Here is a 20899-nt window from a genome sequence, read left to right as displayed (position 1 = left end):
TAAACCTGTTACCGAGCCTTACAGTGGCTACCTAAAATCCCATGGAAGAAATTAACTCCAGATTCAAATCGCTGAACTGATATAGCTTGCCACCATTAAGCTCTGCAAATTTTTGTGCCGATGGTTGATCGGCAAAACTGGCTAATGTGGGACCCATGGCTCCCTTTAAGCTGCTACCTACGACATACCAGGCCTGACGGGCATCAATATAGGTTTCTTCATCCGGGTGGTCCCAGGGGCTGACAGCCATGTTGTGAACAAACGCTTGCTGGATATTGTGTTGGTGCTCCGGGTCCAGCAGGTAGGCGAACATATCCCGGGTCGAGCAGAAGCGTTTGTTTTGCTCCTGTCCGCGCTCGTAGAGTTGTCCTTTTGGACCGGGAAAGTTGGTGATTATCATTCCACACAGATGACATTCTTCTCCGGTTTCGATTGCAATCGCTTGCTGAGCCGCCAGGGTTTCGGGAGTATCTTCATTACAGCCTGTCACTATCAGGCTGAGTAACACACAGATAATGAGGCCGGCAGTGCGAATCATTTTTGGGGCTGTCCGGGCAGCGTTGATTGTTTGTGCTGTGTTGATAAACAGGCTCATAGGCTCCTCCGGTTAAAAATCATCATTGATATAGCCATGGGAGCAACTAACCAGGCCAGCAGGCTGAGTAACAAAGTGCTGGTGGAGAATTGAACATGCTTGGCAATAGCCATGAGACCGGTGATCTGTTCGCTGGCAAAATAGCTGATATTCACCAATCGAAAAATATCTGTTGGATTTAACAGCAGCAGATAGGGGAATACTTGAGTATCTACATCGCCCTGAGTACCGACCAGCAGCCCCAGCAGCCCCAGATCGAAAACCAGCACAAACAAAAACCAAACGATCAGGGCCATACCTGCCGCTTTGGATTTTTCTGCTGCCGTCGAACTGATGATGTAGGCGAAGGCAATAAACACCCAGCCGAGCAGTACTGCCGAGACGATAAATATGCCGAACGCTGCACTCAGTTCTCCCCAATCGGTAGAGGCGGAAAAAATACCCATAATGAGTGCTGAAGACCCAAATCCGACTACAGTAGAGAAGGCCATGATGGCGCCATGACCGACCATTTTCCCCAGCAATAGCTGCCAGCGGGAAAGAGGGTAGGTCATCAGTAGCAACAGGGTGCCGTTTTCGTCCTCTCCGACCACGCCGTCATAAGCCAACATCAATGCGATCAGCGGAATGATAAAAACAGCCAGGCTGGCGAGGCTGACAATTGTTGTAGAAAGAGAAGTAAAGCCAACCCGACCCGCTGCCGCCGCACCGAAATAGGCAAGGCCGATAGCCAGAATGGCAAAAATAATTGTGATGGCGCCGATCCAGCGATTACGTAAACCGTCTCTAAACTCTTTCCCGGCAACAGTAAAAATGGCGTTCATGAGCGTTCTGCCTCTATTTGCATGGTTCCGGTAAAGTGAGTGTAAAGGTCTTCAAGTGTTGGCAGGTGAAGATCAAGGTTTTCCAACCCTGATATAGCCATAACACTTTGTAGTACCTGCATCTTTTCCTGGATAGGGACTTGTAGCTGAAGCCCTTCGCTGGTTGTGACCTGAGCACTCTGTAGCTTTTCCGGTAGTTGAATATTGCCTTCGAGCTTCATTGTTACCGGGAGGTTTGCTTCGCGGCGAAGGTCGTTCAGGTTCCCCTGAGCCAGCAAGTTTCCCTGACCCATGATCAAGGCGCGGTCGATATATTTTTCGACTCCCGGTAAAACATGGGAGCAGAGAATAATTGTGCAGCCCCTTTCCTTAAGCTGTTCCAACCGCTGGTAGAAATCCTGGGTGGCGATGGGGTCAAGACCGACAGTTGGCTCATCAAGTAGCAGCAGTTTCGGTTCACCAAGTAACGCCTGGGCCAGACCCAGGCGTTGACGCATACCTTTGGAGTAAGTTTTGACCCGGCGTTTTTCGGCGTGGCGTAAACCGACCTGATCGAGTAATGCCAGGCTCTGTTTTTTAGAGACGCCTTTCAAGCGGGCAAAGTAATTCAGTACTTCCAGTCCGGTCAGTTGATCGTAAAAGCTGACGTTTTCCTGCAAAAAACCCAGCTTGCGACGCTGATTGCGGGCCTCTGACCGGGTTGGGTCTTCACCGAAGACGCGTACTTTGCCCTTACTTGCTTCAATCAGGCCGAGAATCAATTTGATCGTTGTGGTTTTGCCTGCGCCGTTGTGGCCGAAAAGACCAAGAATTTCGCCTTGCTGCAGTGCCAGATTCAGATTTTTAAGGGCATGAACGCCTTCGTAGCGTTTTTCGACGTTATCAAGTTCTACAATATTCATCGCTGTGTCAGTGCCTCCGGCCGGTTGCTGTTCGCAGAGGCTGCGGTGGAGGCTTCCGGGTTTGCAAAAGGGGAGTTCATTAAAGGGGCGGAGTCATATACCCCCGGTGACTTGAATACCGGGAACTGGCGTTGCACCCATCGCAGGGTTTCGACTGCCGGGCTGTTAAGCAGAACTTTGACCGCCGGGTATTTCCATAGCAGCTTATCAACACCGTCATTGGGCTCGTACTGGGTATCTCCGACACCGTCGTCATTCATGTCCCATCCCAGGTAGTCACTCCAGTAATTACCGCGACCGTTTGCTGACCAATCCTGTTTTCGATTGGAAACATATTTAACCTGTTCTTTGTTACTGATAAAGGTATTGCCAGAGATCACGTTGTCTTCTGACCCCGCCGTCAGGTGGATGCCCAGATCACTTTCATTGAACTGGTTATTGATGATGTTGTTAAACACCGAGTTATACATAAACAGGGCTTTGCCTTCTGCGCCGGAAATCTTATTTGAGTTTTCAACCAAGTGAGGGTTTCGTCCGGTCTGTACACCAATAATATGATTGTTATCAATGGTGGAGTTGGTGATGAAGTTCATCAGAATGCCGTAATTCTGATCGTTCTCGGAGCGATTGTTCACCACGGTAAGAAATTTTGACTGCATTAATGCATAACCGGTGCGGGTGTTGAGTGTGTGGTTGTTAATCACCTGGTTGGTGTAGGAATACATGTAGTGCACGCCGTAGCGCAAATCGTGGAGGAAATTTCCATTCAGTTCGTTGCCGTTGCTGGTATCGATATAGATACCGTCACGGGTGTGCCAGACTTCGTTATTTTTGACCCGTGCACCACCGACGTTAAACAGATGAATGCCATTACCACGGTCCTGAGAGCGGATAGTGAGATCGCCCTCAATTTTATTGTCCAATACTTGAATATCCTGGGTTGAGTCGACCCAGATTCCAGACGTAATACCGTAAAAACTGTTATTACTGATGATTGCGCCGGTGGCTTTTTTTGCAACGAAAACACCAGCGTTCAGGTCAGTGAGGTTATCACCCCAGTTCTGAATTCTGAGATCACTGACTGTAATACCTTCGGCCTTCAGGGTGATGGCATTGCCCAATCCCTGGCCATCGATGATAGTGCCTGGCTGACCGCTAAGCGTCAGTGGCTTGTCGATAATAAAATTACCTTTGTAAAGACCGGGAGTGACCAGAATCTGATCGCCTTCCGCAGCTTCGTTCAGCACCTCTTGCAGGTGCTGGTCCGGAGTCACAATGAGTTGAGCAGCCATTGCTGTTAAGTTAATGCCTGCCCAACCCAGCATAAGACCGACAAATAATACTTGCCGTTTCATAGCCGGATATCCATCAAAAATTGATATTTAGCAGTATGGTATCACTGAAAAAGAGGGACGTTCTTAGCTTTGATCAAGAGACCAGAACTTTGAAGGAGGGCCCCTTACCACAGAGCCGAAATAGCCCCGAAAGTTCCTGCCAGCAGGCAGGAACTTGAGAGCTTCAGGAGTATGCCTGAAGCAGCTCGCCGGGGAGTTTGACTTATGCTTCTACCAGCATGCGTCCGCGCATTTCCATGTGCAGGGCGTGACAGAACCAGTTACAGTAGTACCACTGAACTCCTGGCTTGTTGGCCGTGAAGGTAACAGAGGCAGTCGCCTGTGGGCTGATTTCCATCTGCACGCCATGGTTGACCATACAGAAACCGTGGGTTACGTCCTCGATCCTATCGAGGTTGGTGACTATCACTGTGACTTCATCACCCAGTTTGACGGAGAACTCGTTCATGCCATAGTTCGGTGCAACAGAGGTCATATAGACGCGAACCTTATTGCCGTCGCGGATAACTTTGTTGTCTTTTTCAAGAGTAACGCCGTCAGCCTTAGCCATCGCAACCGTGGTGGCGAAGAATGGGTCATCACGCTTCCACAGCTTGGAAGGCTTAACCTTGCTGCGGTGCACGATCATGCAGTCATGCGGCTCTGCGTAAGTCGGACCATCGTGAACCAGCTTCATTTCGTCACCGGAGATGTCGATCAGCTGATCGTTTTCTGCATGTAGCGGACCACATGGCAGGAAGCGGTCTTTGGAGAACTTGCACAAAGAGATCAACCATTTACCATCGGCATCACGGGTTTCACCCATGGTAGTGTGGTTGTGACCAGGCTGGTACTGAACGTCCAGCTTCTGCTGAATGTAATTAACTTTTTTGCCCTGGTAGGCTTCAATCGCTTTAGCGATATCCCATTTAACCAACTGACTGTCGATAAATACGGTGGTGTAGGCGTTGCCACGGCCGTCGAAGGCTGTGTGCAAGGGTCCCAGACCCAGTTCCGGCTCGGCAACAACAGTGTCGCGAGGCTTGATTTTATCATCGAACAGATCATTGAACGTGTGGGTGTCAAATACAGTAACGGTAGGAGATAGCTTACCGTTGGCAACTGCGTAGCGACCATCAGGTGCCGTGTTAATACCGTGCGGGCTCTTAGGTACAGGTACGTAGCGAGTCAGCTGAGAACCTTTGCGACCATTCAAGACGGGTACGTTGGAACCGGGTAGGGTGATAAAGTCACCCGCTTTAACCGCAGCTTCTATACGCTCGATGTTAAAGATAACCAGGTGGTCACGCTCGTTACGCATGGTACCGGCCAGATCAACAGCGTTCTCAGAGTTGTAGCAGGTAGAGAAGGCGTACTTACCGGAGTAATCACAGTCGGTATTGTCGAGGTTACCGTCAACGATAACCTGCCAATCCACTTCCATGGTCTCAGCGTTGATGCCGTTGAACATAGTGTAATAAGCTTCAACATCGTTCATGCTGGCCAGGCTGCCGTCATTCGGGTGTGGGATACGGAATTCGGCGTTGGCGTATACGTATTTGGTGTGTGGTACTTTCTGTACCCGCAGACCGTGGATCGCCTGTACGTTAGGAACGGTAACGATCTTGTCTGTTTTCATAATGTCGCAGCGAATACGTGCAACACGGCTATTGCCTTTATCGTTGATAAAGACGTACTTACCGTCGTAGTGACCGTCAGTCATACTCATATGCGGGTGGTGGCAATCACCGACCAGCATGGAGCTGTCGCCACCACCGCCGCCCAGTATTTCTTTGGATTCATTGGTCAGACCCCAGCCTGTGGCACAGTCAAGGTTGAATACCGGGATGCGCATCAATTCACGCATGGATGGGATACCGAGGATTCGAACCTCACCGGAGTGACCGCCACTCCAGAAACCATAATATTCGTCAAGCTCTCCAGGTGCGACGCTGGCCTTGGAATCGCCGGAAGCCATCGCAGGAGCTGACATTAGTGAAGCGCCGATACCGGTGCCTGCTGCGCCAACCAGTGCTGCAGATCCGCCCAGGAACAGGCGACGGCTAAGTTTGACATGATCGCTTGCCTGATCATCTTCGACGTCGATTGCAGGCAGGTTTTTGTCCTTTGGATCAATCATTATTTATTTCTCCATCTCTTTTAAGGGAATAACGCATCTTTGCTTACTGCATCTATGGCGACCCTGTGACTATTGGTCTGTACTGTCGGTGCCATCTACTGAAACAACTGCAGGTTCTGTAAGTCGTATCCTGCTGATATCGCTTCCCTGTCTGAGTCCCGATAAGGACCAGCAGACAGGGTTATTTTTTTGGATCAATCATCTGAATACTCCTTTTCTATCAATTGCGCTCTTATCAGTGTAAAAGCACTCATTTTTCTGTTTATGCGGAAGGTGTTGCAATCTCGACAGCCGGAATCTGGTTCTTCGCCATCTTTGCTTTTTTACGTTTTTTCTGTACCAGCGGCGGACACTTGTTGTCGTTGTGATAACTCATCTGGCAGTCCAGGCAGTGATGGCATTCATTGGCGTTTATCGTCCCGTCTGGATGAATTGCCTGAATCTCGCATTCATTAGCGCAGATTTTGCAGGGCTGGCCACATTCCTTGCGACGCTTAAGCCAATCGAACAGACGCAGTTTAGACGGAATTGCCAGTGCGGCGCCCAGCGGACACAGGTAGCGGCAATAAACTTTACGAGTGAAGAGCGACACGAACAACAGAATGCCGGCGTAGAGCACATAACCCCATTCACGCTGGAATTTCAGCATGATAGTGGTTTTAAAGGGTTCGACTTCGGCATATTTTTCCGCTTCGCTGATAGATTCCAGAGACACGGCAAACAATGCCAGAAGAATGATGTATTTGACTGCCCAGAGGCGCTCATGAACAGCGAAAGAAGGTTCCAGCTGTTTGATTTTCAGCTTACGGGCGACGACATTGATCAATTCCTGCAGGGCACCGAACGGACACAGCCAGCCACAGAAAATTCCCCGTCCCCAGAGCAGCATGGACATTGCTACATAGCCCCAGAGAATGAAAATGATTGGATCAAGCAAAAACAGCCCCCAGTGGAAGTCCCCCATCAGTGCATGAGTAAAGGTGAAAACGTTGACAACAGACAGTTGACCGAGGGTGTACCAACCAATAAATATGACCGTGTAAGCCAGGAACACATGACGCAGATTATTAAGCATGCGGGGAAAGCGTACCAGGTAATCCTGCATAAAGATGATGACTGTCAGCAACACCAGGCTGATCGTCAGCACAGTAATCTGGAAGGTCTTTTCGCGCCAGATTGAAACCCACAAAGGCTCAGGTTCTGCTTCTTCGATCACCGGCATGACCGGGCGATCGATATACTTATCCAGGGTCAGGTAGTCACCATAAAAACTGGTGAAAACGCTGTCCAGTGCGCCGACCTGACGACGAACCAACAGTTCAAGCTGCCAGGGAGTTCCGTGATCAAATTCGTATTGATTACGGATAATAAAGATGGCGGTTTCTTTAAAACCTGGATACCCGTCGATCAGGAAATCCTGGAAGCGGTAATAGTCGGTGTCATGAAAGCTGATAACCTTGCCGTTCTGTTGTACCTGAGTTCGATCGAATATTCCGCCGCGAACAAAGCCATTGCCCTTGAAGGAGTATCGACCGTTGCCGAATACAGCGATTGCGTGATCGCCCTCCTGTAGCTCACTTTGCAGCCAGGCATACTGTTCTTCACCGAGCAGGTTACGACCAATGGTAGGGATATTCAGCGGAGCGTAGTACAGCTCAATAAACAGGTCTTCCTTTTTTTCAGCGGAAGCCATGTCAACCTCTTCTGCGTCGGTGCCGACAAAGGCCTTGTCTATCTGGCCACGGTTAAGCACCAGTTTACGTATCGAGCCGTCACCGGTCAGGGTTTCCCAGCTGGCCTCGCTGAATACTTCCTGTTTAATGGTGGATGGCGGCACGATGACATCGGCAGTCAGGCCTGGAAGGGCAAGGGCGATGCCCACTTTCTTGGCTGCTCGCATTATGGTTTCATTAACCACCATTACCGTTACGGTGGCTCCGGAAACGGCGTCGACGCTGATCACGCCTTCGGTCGAATTGGATGCTCCGACTCGAACCCTGTCGGTGACCTTCATGGCATCGTACTGATCAACAAAGTCGAACAGTTTGTGCTCGGGTATACCCACCAGCAGGATGGGCTCGTGATGCTCCAATACTGCGGAATGAACAAACTCGCCGCTGGGCTTCATCATCACAATCATATTGATAGGAGCGCCTGAGTAGGCAGGGATATCGACGATATCATTGGTTTCGAAAGCGTAGGCGATAATCTCTTCGCCTTTGGTTATGGTTCGGACCGGGAGGCTGTCATCTCCAACGGGGACTTTCTTGCCAATCGTCGCGTCAGGAAAAGCAGCTTTGATTATCGGGAGTGCTTCTTTAGTGGCGCTGACATTAACAACGGCCCAAGTTGTTGAAGGGACCAGCGTCGTTGACAAAAGTACGACTATTAATAAGGGTAACAGGGTGATAGTCGAGAACAGTTTTCGAGAGAAAAAAACGGCCATTCGTGGGTACTCAATACTGGCATATAAAAAACAGGGCCTAAGCTAAAGCAGCCTTACGGCCAGTATACGCTTGGCTTTTGCCCACCCTTTGATTTAGGTCAAATTCACTAAATCAGTACTTGAATATCTGCTCTTCTGGAGTGATTTAACCTCCTGATATGTAGTGTGAAACAACATCACTCACCAATCTGAATGACTAGGTGTAATATATAATATTCCTAATGTCTTATATTTGTACTTGTGCTAAATCAACTGTGATTGGCTGTCAGCGCTACCGAATCAGTAAACGCCATATCCAGGGTTAAGCTGCAAGTTAAGGTTGGTTAAGACAAAATAAGCTGGAGGCTGTCATATAGATCATGAACTGCTTAGGAGGAAATATCCTGAAGACGGCAAGTAGACATCAAAGCAATACAGGAAGGCTTATAAACGTAAGCCGATGGCAAATGCTACAGGTCGATAGATAGGTTATTAAAGGGTAGCTAGAGAGTCACTTAAAGAGTGTTCTTGGAAATTGGAATTATTTTGGGTATGAAATAGTCCTAATTCAGATTAATTTCGTACGGGAGGATCATGCAGGATGGCCCGAACGCTTTGAGTGGAACTTAGGAGGAGTAGATGGCTGATTCCAGATTGGAGCGTAGTGCTATTGTCGGTTGTTTATTGGGAGGCGCAGTAGGAGATGCTTTAGGCTTGCCCCGTGAAGGACTTTCTCCAGCGCGGGCTCAACGATTTTTTGGAGCGCCTGATCGGCACCGGATGCTCTTCGGTCGTGGCATGATTTCGGATGATACCGAACATGCCTGTCTTGTGGCTGAGGCACTCATCCGCTCTGGTAGTGATGCTAAGAATTTTGAGCAGCAATTAGCACGGGGGTTACGGCGTTGGCTGCTTTGTTTCTCGGTGGGAGGTGGGGCAGCGACATTTCAGGCATGTATTAAGCTTTGCCTGGGGGTTTCGACATCACATAGCGGTGTTGATTCCGCCGGTAATGGTGCAGTTATCAGAAGTGCACTCTTAGGCGTTGTTTTTGGGCGAGATCGAAACAAACTGCGTGAATATGTCCGTCGTTCCACCAGAATTACTCATCGTAATGAACGGGCCTATCAGGGGGCGTTGACGGTGGCGGTTGCTGCCTATATCAGTGCCAATGAGTCAGAGGTTAGTGGGCATTTATTGTTGAGTCAGCTGCGACATGTTCTGGATGGTAAGGACTCATACTATTTTATCGGACTGATTGAAGATGCGGTCGATTCAGCGCGATCAAAGGAGCGGGTTTCAAATCTTGCTTTGAGGCTCGGTTGTCATCGGGGGATAACGGGTTTTGTTGAGCATACGGTACCCTGTGTAATACAGGTCTGGCTGCGATATCCCAATAACTATCAGGCTGCTTTGCAGGAAATTATTGGAGCAGGGGGGGATACGGACACTACTGCTGCTATTCTCGGTAGTATTATCGGTGCACGTGAGGGCAAAGGAGCGATTCCCGAGCGCTGGCTTAACGGTGTTGTCGACTGGCCTCAAAGCAATCAGTGGATCGAAAAGTTAGCGGCTACTCTGTCCCGGCAATTAAATGAAGGGAAACCGCAAAGTCCACCAAAGATCGCCTGGCCGCTACTTGTTGCCCGTAATCTGCTATTTGCGTTAGTCGTGCTGCTTCATGGTTTCCGACGGATACTCCCTCCTTATTGATGGTTGTATTGATAGCTGATCAGGCGCTCCACTGGTATATACTGACTGGTAGGGCTTATTCCTAAATACACGTGGATTTGCTTTACATATCTATATTCCGGGAAGTTAACACTGAGGTAACAAGTATGGATGATTTGGAACTGGTTTATGATCAAGCTCACGAACTTGATCCAGAGCTGCATTCCTACAGTCTGGATCCGCAGTTAGAACGGGACACCCTGAAGCTGGGTAGTTTTCCTCTTTGTGATCTGCTGTTGATGAACGATGCCAACTATCCATGGTTTATTCTGGTACCGCGACGTGCCGATGTGTCGGAAATTTATCATCTGACTGATGCCGATCAGTTGGAGCTGATTAAAGAATCAAGCACCTTGTCTTTAAATCTGGTCGATATATTTTCAGCAGATAAAATGAACGTAGCCGCTCTGGGGAATGTCGTCCATCAATTACATCTTCATCATGTGGTTCGGTTTAAGCAGGATGCCGCCTGGCCCAGCCCGGTATGGGGTAAAATTCCCAGCAGGGCTTATACAGACGATGAACTTGCGGAGATTTCTCAACGAGTTGTTTCATTACTTGTCGATCGCGTTAAATTTGAGCCCCTGTAGGCGAGGTATCGGTAGAATCATGTTATGGGTAAGATTATGACGGCTCAACCTCTGTTGCAGCCGGTTGGCGGGAACGGCAAAGGATGGTTTGAATAGCCAAATATTTTTTTGCAGTATTATTGCCTATAGTGGTTTTAGGTGATGCTCTAGGGGTATAATCGCCGGTTTTGTATGTTCACTAGCAACCGGTAGAAGTTATGCCCATCTATGAGTATCAATGTGATGACTGTGGTCATCAGATGGAAGTGCTGCAAAAGATCAGCGATGACAAATTGACGGATTGTCCTGCTTGTGAAAAGCCCGCGTTGAATAAAATGGTTTCGGCGGCGGGCTTTCGTTTGTCTGGCTCCGGCTGGTATGAAACCGATTTTAAAACAGGCGCTAAGAAAAACCTGGCAGGCGACAACGCATCCTCTTCCAGTGACAGCGCTAAGGCATCCAAATCCGTATGAATTTCTACCCCGTAGATTGTCTGATCGTTGGTGTATATAACCGATTGGCGAATACTCTGGGGTTAGAGAGCGCTACGGATTAGAGGGCGCTGCGGACTAATGTATGCAGCCTGCCTAATGATGACTGACCGGGTGAGCGCTGGTTGCCCGCCTGGAATGCTTGATAAGAATGGTTAGTAGGATAATAGACTCGCCAGTAAAACAAGTCGTTACTCAGTTTGATCGTGAAAGTTTATGCACGCTCCCCTGTCGGGGATTTCAGCTTAAGATTTTAAGAAACAGGAATAGATTATGCGCAGCCATTATTGCGGCGTTTTGAATGAAGAGCAGATCGGTGAAACTGTAACACTATGTGGTTGGGTTCATCGCCGCCGGGATCACGGAGGAGTTATCTTCCTGGATCTTCGGGATCGGGACGGTATTGCCCAGGTCGTCGTTGATCCGGATACAGAAGAGTGCTTTGCACTGGCCGATAGTGTTCGTAATGAATACGTCATCCAGATTACAGGTCTGGTACGCTCGCGTCCGCAAGGAACTGAAAATCCTGAAATGACCACAGGTAAAATTGAGGTACTGGGCAAAGAGCTGGTCATTCTTAACAAAGCCGACACACCTCCCTTTCAGTTGGACGAGCACCAGTCTGTAGGTGAGGATGTGCGGCTGAAATACCGTTACGTTGATTTGCGTCGACCAGAGATGCTGAACAAACTTCGGTTCCGTTCCAAGATTACCAACTATATTCGCAATTATCTGGATGATAATGGCTTTCTGGATATTGAAACTCCTATCCTGACTCGCGCCACGCCAGAAGGGGCTCGGGATTATCTGGTTCCCAGTCGTACCCATGAAGGCAGTTTCTTTGCTCTCCCACAATCCCCTCAGTTGTTCAAGCAACTGCTGATGGTGTCCGGAATGGATCGTTATTACCAGATCGCCAAGTGCTTCCGTGATGAGGATTTGCGTGCCGACCGTCAACCTGAATTTACCCAGATCGATATCGAAACCAGTTTCCTGGATGAAGAGCAGATCATGGGGCTTACTGAAGGGATGATTCGCGGGCTGTTCAGTAGCCAGTTAAATGTAGAGTTGGGCGAATTTCCTCGTATGCCCTACGCTGAAGCGATGGAGCGGTTTGGTAGCGATAAACCTGACCTACGTATTCCACTGGAACTGGTTGAAGTTAAAGATCTGATGCAGGCAGTGGATTTCAAAGTATTTGCTGCTCCCGCTAAGGATCCTAAAGGTCGGGTTACGGCATTAAAGGTTCCCGGCGGTGCGGTGCTGACCCGTAAGCAGATTGATGAGTACACTAAGTTTGTCGGTATCTATGGTGCCCGTGGACTGGCTTGGATCAAGGTTAACGAGCTGGAAAAAGGTGTCGAAGGTCTGCAATCACCGATTGTTAAGTTCCTGGGTGACGATGTTTCCTTGCAGTTGATGGAAAGAGTTGAAGCGAAGAATGGCGATATAGTCTTTTTCGGTGCCGATAAAGGCAAGATCGTTTCTGAGGCTCTGGGTGCACTTCGCTGTAAGGTTGGTGAAGATCTTGACTTGATTGAACGTGAATGGGCACCACTGTGGGTTGTCGATTTCCCAATGTTTGAAGAAACCGGTGAAGGTAACCTGACTGCCTTGCATCACCCCTTCACCTCTCCGTCCTGCACTGCTGACGAGTTGAAGTCTGGCCCGGAGACAGCGTTGTCCCGCGCTTACGACATGGTTCTTAATGGCTGTGAACTGGGAGGTGGATCAATCCGTATTCATGACCAGTCTATGCAGCAAACGGTATTTGAAGTGTTGAATATCAGTGAAGAAGAGCAGCGTGAGAAGTTTGGTTTCTTGTTGGATGCGCTGAAGTTCGGTGCTCCGCCTCATGGCGGACTGGCTTTCGGTTTGGATCGATTGGTCATGTTGATGACTGGTGCGACTTCCATTCGCGAAGTGATTGCGTTCCCTAAAACTCAGAGTGCTGCCTGTGTTATGACGGCTGCTCCAGGAGATGTGAGTAATGCACAGCTGCGGGAGCTGAATATCAAAGTTCGCAAGCCCCAGGCGACAGAATAAGGCTGCATTTATATTCGCAAAAAGGGCCCCTTTAAAGGGGTCTGGTCTCCACCCGCAAGTAGAGGGAGTATCCAATGGCAGGTCATAGTAAATGGGCCAATATCAAACACCGCAAAGCGGCACAGGACGCTAAGCGCGGTAAAATCTTTACTAAGATTATTCGTGAGTTGGTAGTTGCCGCTAAAGAAGGTGGCGGTGAGGTTGCTGATAACCCTCGTCTGCGATTAGCCGTGGATAAAGCTCTTGGCGCCAACATGAAAAAGGATACCGTTGAGAAGGCGATTGCCCGCGGTGCCGGTGGTGGTGAGGGAGAAAACTATGATGAGCTGACCTATGAAGGTTATGCTCCGGGTGGAACGGCCATTTTAGTTGAAACAATGACCGACAATGTTAACCGTACCGTATCTCAGGTTCGTTCGGCGTTCACTAAAGCCGGAGGGAATCTGGGAACCTCGGGTTCAGTGGCTTATTTATTTGACAAAAAAGGGCAGATCAGCTTTGAAGAAGGGGTTGATGAAGATGCCATTATGGAGGTCGCTCTGGAGTCGGGGGCCGATGATGTGGTCAGCAATGATGATGGCTCTATCGATGTCTTTACGACTCAGGGGGATTTTCTGGCAGTCAAGTCGTCATTGGAAGAAGCAGGCCTGACACCTGTTTTCTCTGAAGTTTCCATGATTCCTTCAACCTCTAATGAGTTGGATGTCGAGGGTGGCAAAAAGCTGCTCAGACTGATCGACGTACTGGAAGATCTTGATGATGTGCAGAACGTTTATCATAACGGTGAAATTCCTGAGGAGGCGATGGAGGATTGATCTTCCATCTGTTCCGTAAAAAACCGCGCCTTGTTGCACGGTTTTTTATGGTCATATCTTAACTATTGTTTTTTGCCAGTAACGTATTCTTCAGCATTATTTTCCCCAAAACCGATTCATGGCCGGCTTAACGCTGATGCCATGAACCAGAATTGACAGCGTAACGACCACTAAAGTCAGGTGGATCAGTTCCAGAGTCAGGTCCTCTGGTAAGCCATGCTGAATAGCGTACATCAAATAATATAGCGAGCCGATGCCTCGCACTCCAAACCAGCCTGCCATGGCGCGTATCCTTAAAGGGGTGCGGGTGCCCAGTAGACCAACTGCTACGCTGATCGGGCGGGCAACAGTGAATAAAAACAGTGCGAAGCCCAGAGCGCGCCAGCTCCAGGAGTCGAGAAACAAGGTGCCACCGATCAGTAGGATCAAAACCAGTTCTGACAATCGCTCCAGATGTTCCTTAAATATCAGTGAGGCTTCACTGACGTGGCTTGAGCCGTCTCCGAGGGTTTCCGATTGCAGTTCCTGTTTTGGGTCCGGGGTTGCGCCAGCCAGTTGTTGTTCTGTTTGACGCAATGCTACAGCGGCGAAGAATACCGCCAGGAATCCCCAGGCGCTGAGTAGCAGGCTTATCCCGTAGACCGCCCCAATCAGCCCCAGTCCAAGGAAATCGTCCAGCAGTGCAGAGTGGTTGTAGCGTTTACGCAGTCGGGCAGCCAGATAAGCAAGACCGCTACCAGAAGACACTCCGATGGCAATACCTGCGGCGGTGGCCCAGAAAACATCCACCAGCGCCCAACGCAGACCGTACTCGCCCAGTTCGTGCAGGCCCAGTAATCCCAGGCCAAGCGTGACAAAAGGGAAGGCGGTGCCGTCATTCATGCCTGCTTCGCAAGTCAAGGTAAACCGCAGGCGATCATGGTCGCCCGGGTGGCGGATCTGAACATCGGTTGCAAGCACGGGGTCGGTAGGAGCGATTACGGCTCCCAGCAGGATAGCAGCCCCCAGCGGGAGTCCGAGAAGATAGTAAGCAAACAGTGCTACCAGTCCTACGGTTACTGTCATTGACAGAAAAGCGAGCAGCACAGGTGTTCGCCAACGGGCAAAGGTCACCGGAACCGGCATTTTGACCCCGGCAGCAAACAGCGATATAAGTACCGCAACTTCCGTCAGTATTTCCAACAATGCCGATTGTTTAAGGGGATTGAAGTGGAACAGCCCCAGTACGGTGGGGCCAACGACAATACCCACCGCCAGGTAGATGATGGCTGAGGTCACTGGCAGGCGCTTGACTGATGGTGCTGTCAGTCCGATACCCAGTAACAAAGCACCGACCAGCAGAAACCAGCCGCCGTTAGTTATTTCCATCGCTATAATCTCCTTGCAATGCTGTCTGTTTCGGAAGAGGCTGGATAAAGTGATTGCTGGTGATCACAGCTATTGCCTGGGAGTTTGATCGCTGAGTTTTTCACTCAGAGGGTGAGTTTCGGTGACAATTCTTTTGGTTTCGATGGGGGGATCTTCTGAAATGACTTTGATCTGTCGACCGATGCGCAGGCTGAAAAAGTTCATCAGACTAAGCAAGATGGCAATTTCATACCTGTTCCAGGCTGTTGCGGCTCCCACGGCGCCGGTAATCCAGATACTGGCTGCGGTTGCGGTACCGCTTACCTGTCCTTTTTCCTTCAGAATGGCACCACCTCCGATGAAGCCGATGCCGGTCATTAATCCGTAGAGTATACGGGCATGGCTCTCGGAATCTCCTCCCGAGAAGATCGACAGACTTGTTAGTATGTAGCCACAGCTACCGACAGCCACCAGTGGGAACGTTCGGAGTCCTGAGCTTCGGGTTTCCCTTTCCCGGTCCCAGGCGATTGGCAGTGCCAGCAGGTAGGCGATCATCAGCTGAATCAGATGGGTGCTGATCAGTGGCCAATCCAGATCCAGGAAGCTCATTGCCATGACTGATTCCCTTTGATTGATTCTTCAGGCCTTCACCGGAGGGTGAGGGCCTGACAGGGGTTAAGTTTGATTGGAAGCGATACCGCCCCAGGGTTGTTGAATGCAGAGCTAAAGCGGGGGGCGACGACCGGCGATAAACAGCACTATAGAGATAATCAGGCCGACCACAAAAAGAACCCAGGCGATATTGGCCGCTGTGCCTGCAATGCCTGAAAATCCAAAGACTGCCGCTACGATTGCAATAATGAGAAATGTTGCTGCCCAACCTAACATGTCAATTCTCCTTCGGCGACCTTTGCTGGGATTGATGTCATCAGCGGTTGCCGTGGTAATGGTTGATTTCGGTAATGGTTTAGCGGATCGAACCCTATAATCCTCGGATAAAATCCTCTACTTCACGTTCGGCTTCCTCTTTGTTTTTGCCATAGCGCTCCTGGAGTTTGCCGACCAGTATTTCTCTGTTGCCGTCGATAACCTCCCATTCCTGATCTGTAATATGGCCCCATTTTGCTGTTGCTTTACCCTTTAGTTGCTTCCAGTTACCTTTGATCTGATCCCAGTTCATAACGTTCTCCTTTGGTTCGTTTGCTTTTGCCAGTAACCAAGCATGATTTGTGCCTGAAGTTAAATTTTTTTCGTAACTTATTGTTGTTTAATGAATTATTTGTTTTTTAGGCGGTTTTTCGTAAGGAGTAAAGTTTCAGGAAACGGGTCAATTCGCCCGAAGTAATGAGTCAGAATATTTACCGTGACCTGTATGACCGTTGTTTAAGCCACGTCTAAGAGTTCGCCTGCAAGCGGTCGATGCCAGAGATTCCGGAGGTTTTGATAGATACAGCTGGGGATAGCGAAGCTTTAATATATGGGTAGGTATTGATTCGGTGATACGCTGATAACAATGGGGTTATATCCCCCGGCTCGGGTGGGGCAGAGCCCCCGACTATCCAAATCGTAATAACTGAAGATACATAAAATTGTTTTAAAACAATTGGTTGTGTTTTTTGGCCTGGTTTGTGCTTTGTTCAATGATGTCGGAACCCGTTCGTTGCAATTGTTGAACCGGTTGTGTCCGGAAACAACGGATGGATCTTTTATTGTGGAGGAGTGAATTATGTCGATTTCCAAATTGTTGAGTACAGTCTTCGGTATCCTGATGTTGGCCTCAGTGGCTGGCTGTGATCAGGCTGACGGGCCTTTCGAAAAAGCTGGTGAGGAGGTCGATAATACGCTGGAAAGTGCAGGGGATAAGATGGAGGAAGTTGGAGACGAAATCAAGGATGCGACTAACTAAGGAACCTGCGAACAGTCAATTTGGCTTCTGAAAGCTCTGAAGGCAGGGCTCTGGAGACCACAGGGAACACAGTGGAGTTATTCATTGGTTCCCTGACCTCCGGCTTCGGCATTTGCCATAAGGTCGGTTGACTACAGGCTTTACTGCCAAAGTTAAAATCGTATTTGTCGAAAACTGTACTTTGAAGTGTGTGACTATGTTCTGGGTATTGATCTGTTTTTTTGCGGCTATGAGTATGGGAGCTTTGGGTTTCACCGGCTTGGCGGGAGCCTGGGTCGGTGAAGCTGAGTTGCTGTTCTATATCTTTTTAATCCTGTTACTTGTTCTGTTACTGTTGCCTAGACGGCGACCCCCTGAGTCCTAGGGTTATCTGCGCTTATTGTTGTGGTATTGATCTTTGAACTCTGAAATAATCGCTGTTAAAACTGATAGTTGAATGAGCCTGAGGCTTGATCAATTGCAGTGTCGATGACCCGACCTGCGTCTGTTTTGCCAGACTTTGGTTCATTGAACAGCCCCTTGTCAGTCAGTGCTGCTGATCCTGTGGAGGAAGGGGGAAAAGTAACAGATAGAATAGGGATAAAAGATCTGATGCCGATGCGTGGACTTCAGTTTCTTCTGACCCGGTCTGTGCGGGTCTTCTCAGCAGCAATATTGCTTGTTCTGCTCTTCAGTCTCGGGTTGCTGATTTACAGTGCGTGGCATTACGTTAAGCGTATTGAGCCACTGCAGCAGCATCTGGACTACCTGATGACAATCGAATTGACCGAAGTGGGTGTACGCAAGAAGGTGGTCAGTTTGTTGGAGTCTGAATCGGAATATCTTAATCCGGAGGAGCTTAGTGCCCTTCTCGAGCAGCTCCAGACCTTAAGTAAAGTCGAGACGAATCGGATAACGGGTACACCTGATGTGCTGTCGACGGCTTTGACTCACCTGCGTGAATTTGACGGTGCCGGCAGGTTTCGACTCAATCTGGCTTTGTATGCCTTGCGCGATGCCTTGAATCAGGAGTTAGGCGCCCATAAAGAAATGGTTTCTGTGCTACAGGTACAGGCCGAGCGCGAATTTCGCATGGCTTTGGGAATTGCTTTCGGCATATTGCTTTTCTCCGCGTTGTTATGGGCAATGGTTCGCTTCCGAGTTCTTGACCCGTTAAACAAACTTACCGAGCAGATGTCACAGCTGGCACGCCGTGATTTCAGCGAGCTGTCGGAAGAAGATGCTGACTCCGTCGTCCTGCCAATCATCAAAAAATACAACTACATGACCAAGAGGTTGATGACCCTTGAGAAAGTCCAGCAACAGCGTCATCAACTATTAACCCAGGAGGTGCGTGACGCCACTTACATGCTATTGCAGCAACAGCGCCGTTTGGCTCAGGCCGAGCGACTGGGTGCGGTTGGTGAGATGGCTGCTGGTGTTGCCCATGAGTTGCGAAACCCGTTAACCAGCATCCAGATGGCGCTGGACAATCTTCGTTATGATCTGGTAGAGGAAGAAATCATAGAGCGGGTTGATATGATCGCCGACGAAACCAAGCGTATCACCCGGCAACTGAATCAGTTGCTTGATCAGGCTAAACAGCGACCTGAGAAAGCGGTGATGGTTGATGTTGGTGAAGAAATCGAGACTCTGGTGTCGTTAGCATCCTATCAATTACATCAGGATACGCGCCTGTATTTTGAAGTGGATGAAGGGCTCAGTTGTCTGTTGCCCGGCTCTCGTTTTAGGCAGGTTCTGCTTAATCTGGTACTGAACGCAGGGCAGGTGATCGGTGAAGCTGTCGGTGAGATACGGATAGGGGCGCGTCAAATTGGTGACAAGCTGGAGATCCGGATAACAGATACCGGACCTGGTTTTCCTGATGCCATATTGGAATCCGGTGTGCAGCCATTCCAGTCCTCGCGCGCGGGAGGAACCGGGTTGGGCTTGGTGATGGTGCGGCGCTTTGCTGCTGATCTCGGAGGAGAGTTATCACTGAGTAACAGTCCTGAAGGGGGAGCCTGTGTGATCCTCAGTTTACCTTGTAACCAGAATCTGGACGGTGGAAATGGCTAAATCTCTATTGATTATTGAAGATGAGGCACTGCTTAGTGCTGAGCTTCAACGTCACTATAAGCGTCAGGGGTGGCGAGTGGAACAGGCCCGAGATCTGGCGGCAGCCCGCAAGGCGCTTTACCAGGAGGGGGTGGCTCCGTTGGTGGTGCTGGCTGATATGAACCTGCCAGATGGCAATTCGATGGATGTGCTTGAGGAGTCTCGAAACCGGGATATCGGCGGAGAGTGGATATTCCTCACGGGCTATGGCAGCGTTTCGGATTCGGTGCGGGCATTACGCCTGGGGGCCTACGATTTCCTGGAGAAACCAGTTGATTTTGATCGTTTGGACCTGGTGGTAAGTGGTGCGGCTCGCAGCTCTACCGCACAACGACGGTTGAGTGATCAGCTCACAGAAGGGAATCGTCGTTATCCTCTTGCAAGATACGTGGGTTCCAGCGCTGCTGCCAGACAGGTTAGAGATATGCTCAGCCGGTTAGCCGAAGCTCCAATCACTTCATTAATCGTCACCGGGGAAACGGGAACGGGCAAAGGGGTTGCTGCGCGTATCCTGCATCACAGTGGACCCCGCCGTAAGGAGCCCTTGGTGGAGGTTAATTGTTCAGCTCTCCCCAAGGATCTGTTGGAGTCAGAGTTGTTTGGCCATGAAGCGGGGGCATTCACCGGAGCTAAAGGGAAGCGCCGTGGACTGTTCGAGCAGGCAGATGGCGGTACGCTGTTTTTAGACGAGATTGGTGAAATTCCTGTTGAGCTGCAGCCTAAGCTGCTAAAAGCGTTGGAAGAGCAGCGCTTTCGGCGGGTGGGAGGTGAGCGTGAAATCAAAGTCGATGTTCAGGTCATTGCCGCTACCAACCGTGACCTCGTTGATCGAATCAAGGAAGGGGATTTCCGTGAAGATCTTTATCACCGGTTGTGTGTTTTTGAGCTGCGATTACCCGCTCTACGCGACCGTTTGGAGGATCTTGATGAACTGGTTCCCCAACTGGTGGACGAGTTTAATGCCAAGTCTGGAAAAAGAGTCAGTCATATCAGTCCGGCGGTCTGGGATAAGCTGAAACAGCACAGTTGGCCTGGCAATGTCAGAGAGCTACGCAATGTTATTGAACGTTGCATTCTGTTTGCTGATGGAAGTGACTTTCCACTGCACTGGTTACAGCTCTCTCCACATGAGGCAATGAGTCACTCAGCCCCGGCAACTGTTTCAACGGAGGGGGCGGCAGAGCCGTTGGCGCAGCAGAATGAATCGGTCCAGGTTCCTCTGGATGGCAGTATGGGGATGGAAGATATTGACCGATTTATTATAGTCACCGCTTTGGAGCGCAGTAACCATAACGTCACCGCTGCGGCTCGATTGTTGAACACGACTCGCGATACCCTGCGCTACCGAATCAGTAAATATGATATTGATATCCCTGATGGTGTCTGATTCAAAGAGGTTTTGTATAAACTGGGTCGATAACAGGGACTTTTAGTCTTTGATCTGAGTATTCCTGACTTTGGTTTGCCTGGCCACCATGGGCTGTTGATTGACCAGAGTTCTTCCTTTTTAGCTGTCCTCTACCTTTCCTGACTTCGGGCCGGGTGAATCTCATGATTTGCCATTTTCTATGGTTGCGTTCAGCAGCCCGCTGATTGAAACCAAGTCTTACTACCGGTAGTTGATCAGGATAGGGTGATATATCCCCAAGGTGCGGGGGATATCCCCCGGTGGTCAGC

19 protein-coding genes are annotated in these 20899 nt (G+C 49.6%); 9 read left to right on the top strand and 10 right to left on the bottom strand.

What is annotated here, in order from left to right; translation table 11 throughout:
* Window positions 1–31: 31 nt before the first annotated feature.
* From BGP75_RS11210 to nosR, 6 genes are all read right to left on the bottom strand, one after another.
* Window positions 32–595 carry a nitrous oxide reductase accessory protein NosL gene (locus BGP75_RS11210; RefSeq protein WP_233152910.1) on the bottom strand — a complete coding sequence of 188 codons (564 nt, stop codon included), beginning with the start codon at window positions 593–595 and terminating at the stop codon, window positions 32–34.
* Window positions 592–1419 (bottom strand): ABC transporter permease subunit, encoded by an 828-nt coding sequence (locus tag BGP75_RS11205; protein WP_076718707.1) that lies wholly within the window; start codon window positions 1417–1419, stop codon window positions 592–594. Before BGP75_RS11205 ends, BGP75_RS11210 begins: the two co-directional genes overlap by 4 nt.
* Window positions 1416–2321: an ABC transporter ATP-binding protein gene (locus tag BGP75_RS11200; RefSeq protein WP_076718706.1), complete on the bottom strand. Its 906-nt coding sequence runs from the start codon at window positions 2319–2321 to the stop codon at window positions 1416–1418. Before BGP75_RS11200 ends, BGP75_RS11205 begins: the two co-directional genes overlap by 4 nt.
* Window positions 2318–3676, bottom strand: a complete 1359-nt coding sequence (locus BGP75_RS11195; RefSeq protein ID WP_083704754.1) for a nitrous oxide reductase family maturation protein NosD — start codon at window positions 3674–3676, stop codon at window positions 2318–2320. The genes BGP75_RS11200 and BGP75_RS11195 overlap by 4 nt, the downstream gene beginning before the upstream one ends.
* A 202-nt stretch (window positions 3677–3878) precedes the next feature.
* Entirely contained in the window at window positions 3879–5795 is a 1917-nt protein-coding gene (gene nosZ / locus BGP75_RS11190) for a TAT-dependent nitrous-oxide reductase (RefSeq protein ID WP_076718705.1), read from the bottom strand.
* A 262-nt stretch (window positions 5796–6057) separates the two neighbouring features.
* On the bottom strand, window positions 6058–8241 hold the full coding sequence (gene nosR, locus BGP75_RS11185; RefSeq protein ID WP_076718704.1) for a transcriptional regulator NosR: 2184 nt from the start codon (window positions 8239–8241) through the stop codon (window positions 6058–6060).
* A gap of 618 nt (window positions 8242–8859) precedes the next feature.
* Between nosR and BGP75_RS11180 the strand changes: the two genes are divergently transcribed.
* The 5 genes from BGP75_RS11180 to BGP75_RS11160 all read left to right on the top strand — a co-directional run bounded on the left by BGP75_RS11180 (window position 8860) and on the right by BGP75_RS11160 (window position 13872).
* Window positions 8860–9933, top strand: a complete 1074-nt coding sequence (locus BGP75_RS11180; protein WP_083704753.1) for an ADP-ribosylglycohydrolase family protein — start codon at window positions 8860–8862, stop codon at window positions 9931–9933.
* 125 nt (window positions 9934–10058) lie between these two features.
* Complete coding sequence (locus BGP75_RS11175; RefSeq protein ID WP_076718703.1) at window positions 10059–10541, top strand: HIT domain-containing protein; 483 nt, start codon at window positions 10059–10061, stop codon at window positions 10539–10541.
* 197 nt (window positions 10542–10738) lie between these two features.
* Window positions 10739–10993, top strand: coding sequence for an FmdB family zinc ribbon protein (locus BGP75_RS11170; RefSeq protein ID WP_076718702.1), 255 nt, complete (start codon window positions 10739–10741; stop codon window positions 10991–10993).
* Between the two features lie 291 nt (window positions 10994–11284).
* Window positions 11285–13057, top strand: a complete 1773-nt coding sequence (aspS, locus tag BGP75_RS11165) for an aspartate--tRNA ligase (protein WP_076718701.1) — start codon at window positions 11285–11287, stop codon at window positions 13055–13057.
* Window positions 13058–13131: 74 nt separating this feature from the next.
* The gene (locus BGP75_RS11160) at window positions 13132–13872 is read left to right on the top strand and encodes a YebC/PmpR family DNA-binding transcriptional regulator (protein ID WP_076718700.1); all 741 of its coding nucleotides are present in this window, start codon (window positions 13132–13134) and stop codon (window positions 13870–13872) included.
* A 96-nt stretch (window positions 13873–13968) separates the two neighbouring features.
* Here the strand turns inward: BGP75_RS11160 and BGP75_RS11155 are convergent, their stop codons facing one another.
* The 4 genes from BGP75_RS11155 to BGP75_RS11140 all read right to left on the bottom strand — a co-directional run bounded on the left by BGP75_RS11155 (window position 13969) and on the right by BGP75_RS11140 (window position 16399).
* Complete coding sequence (locus BGP75_RS11155; protein WP_233152909.1) at window positions 13969–15240, bottom strand: sodium:proton antiporter; 1272 nt, start codon at window positions 15238–15240, stop codon at window positions 13969–13971.
* Between the two features lie 69 nt (window positions 15241–15309).
* Complete coding sequence (locus tag BGP75_RS11150; RefSeq protein ID WP_076718699.1) at window positions 15310–15834, bottom strand: MgtC/SapB family protein; 525 nt, start codon at window positions 15832–15834, stop codon at window positions 15310–15312.
* A 108-nt stretch (window positions 15835–15942) separates the two neighbouring features.
* Window positions 15943–16107, bottom strand: a complete 165-nt coding sequence (locus BGP75_RS11145) for a DUF1328 domain-containing protein (RefSeq protein WP_076718698.1) — start codon at window positions 16105–16107, stop codon at window positions 15943–15945.
* Window positions 16108–16201: 94 nt separating this feature from the next.
* Complete coding sequence (locus BGP75_RS11140) at window positions 16202–16399, bottom strand: CsbD family protein (RefSeq protein WP_076718697.1); 198 nt, start codon at window positions 16397–16399, stop codon at window positions 16202–16204.
* Window positions 16400–16945: 546 nt separating this feature from the next.
* Between BGP75_RS11140 and BGP75_RS11135 the strand changes: the two genes are divergently transcribed.
* From BGP75_RS11135 to BGP75_RS11120, 4 genes are all read left to right on the top strand, one after another.
* Window positions 16946–17125 carry a hypothetical protein gene (locus BGP75_RS11135; protein ID WP_076718696.1) on the top strand — a complete coding sequence of 60 codons (180 nt, stop codon included), beginning with the start codon at window positions 16946–16948 and terminating at the stop codon, window positions 17123–17125.
* A gap of 196 nt (window positions 17126–17321) precedes the next feature.
* Window positions 17322–17489 (top strand): DUF1328 family protein, encoded by a 168-nt coding sequence (locus tag BGP75_RS11130; protein ID WP_076718695.1) that lies wholly within the window; start codon window positions 17322–17324, stop codon window positions 17487–17489.
* Window positions 17490–17593: 104 nt separating this feature from the next.
* Window positions 17594–19183, top strand: a complete 1590-nt coding sequence (locus BGP75_RS11125; RefSeq protein ID WP_076718694.1) for a sensor histidine kinase — start codon at window positions 17594–17596, stop codon at window positions 19181–19183.
* A complete protein-coding gene (locus BGP75_RS11120; RefSeq protein WP_076718693.1) occupies window positions 19176–20609 on the top strand; it encodes a sigma-54 dependent transcriptional regulator in 1434 nt (477 codons plus the stop codon). The genes BGP75_RS11125 and BGP75_RS11120 overlap by 8 nt, the downstream gene beginning before the upstream one ends.
* The last annotated feature ends 290 nt before the right edge of the window (window positions 20610–20899 follow it).

The organism is Motiliproteus sp. MSK22-1 (assembly GCF_001968815.1).
Classification (GTDB): domain Bacteria; phylum Pseudomonadota; class Gammaproteobacteria; order Pseudomonadales; family Balneatricaceae; genus Motiliproteus.
Note: the sequence above shows the minus strand (reverse complement) of the source record. Positions and strands in the feature narration are given on the sequence as shown.

Excerpts from the sequence above, each read along its gene's own strand:
- BGP75_RS11210 (WP_233152910.1), bottom strand. The coding sequence starts at position 595 with ATGAGCCTGTTTATCAACACAGCACAAACAATCAACGCTGCCCGGACA.
- BGP75_RS11205 (WP_076718707.1), bottom strand. The coding sequence starts at position 1,419 with ATGAACGCCATTTTTACTGTTGCCGGGAAAGAGTTTAGAGACGGTTTA.
- BGP75_RS11200 (WP_076718706.1), bottom strand. The coding sequence starts at position 2,321 with ATGAATATTGTAGAACTTGATAACGTCGAAAAACGCTACGAAGGCGTT.
- BGP75_RS11195 (WP_083704754.1), bottom strand. The coding sequence starts at position 3,676 with ATGAAACGGCAAGTATTATTTGTCGGTCTTATGCTGGGTTGGGCAGGC.
- nosZ (WP_076718705.1), bottom strand. The coding sequence starts at position 5,795 with ATGATTGATCCAAAGGACAAAAACCTGCCTGCAATCGACGTCGAAGAT.
- nosR (WP_076718704.1), bottom strand. The coding sequence starts at position 8,241 with ATGGCCGTTTTTTTCTCTCGAAAACTGTTCTCGACTATCACCCTGTTA.
- BGP75_RS11180 (WP_083704753.1), top strand. The coding sequence starts at position 8,860 with ATGGCTGATTCCAGATTGGAGCGTAGTGCTATTGTCGGTTGTTTATTG.
- BGP75_RS11175 (WP_076718703.1), top strand. The coding sequence starts at position 10,059 with ATGGATGATTTGGAACTGGTTTATGATCAAGCTCACGAACTTGATCCA.
- BGP75_RS11170 (WP_076718702.1), top strand. The coding sequence starts at position 10,739 with ATGCCCATCTATGAGTATCAATGTGATGACTGTGGTCATCAGATGGAA.
- aspS (WP_076718701.1), top strand. The coding sequence starts at position 11,285 with ATGCGCAGCCATTATTGCGGCGTTTTGAATGAAGAGCAGATCGGTGAA.
- BGP75_RS11160 (WP_076718700.1), top strand. The coding sequence starts at position 13,132 with ATGGCAGGTCATAGTAAATGGGCCAATATCAAACACCGCAAAGCGGCA.
- BGP75_RS11155 (WP_233152909.1), bottom strand. The coding sequence starts at position 15,240 with ATGGAAATAACTAACGGCGGCTGGTTTCTGCTGGTCGGTGCTTTGTTA.
- BGP75_RS11150 (WP_076718699.1), bottom strand. The coding sequence starts at position 15,834 with ATGGCAATGAGCTTCCTGGATCTGGATTGGCCACTGATCAGCACCCAT.
- BGP75_RS11145 (WP_076718698.1), bottom strand. The coding sequence starts at position 16,107 with ATGTTAGGTTGGGCAGCAACATTTCTCATTATTGCAATCGTAGCGGCA.
- BGP75_RS11140 (WP_076718697.1), bottom strand. The coding sequence starts at position 16,399 with ATGAACTGGGATCAGATCAAAGGTAACTGGAAGCAACTAAAGGGTAAA.
- BGP75_RS11135 (WP_076718696.1), top strand. The coding sequence starts at position 16,946 with ATGTCGATTTCCAAATTGTTGAGTACAGTCTTCGGTATCCTGATGTTG.
- BGP75_RS11130 (WP_076718695.1), top strand. The coding sequence starts at position 17,322 with ATGTTCTGGGTATTGATCTGTTTTTTTGCGGCTATGAGTATGGGAGCT.
- BGP75_RS11125 (WP_076718694.1), top strand. The coding sequence starts at position 17,594 with ATGACCCGACCTGCGTCTGTTTTGCCAGACTTTGGTTCATTGAACAGC.
- BGP75_RS11120 (WP_076718693.1), top strand. The coding sequence starts at position 19,176 with ATGGCTAAATCTCTATTGATTATTGAAGATGAGGCACTGCTTAGTGCT.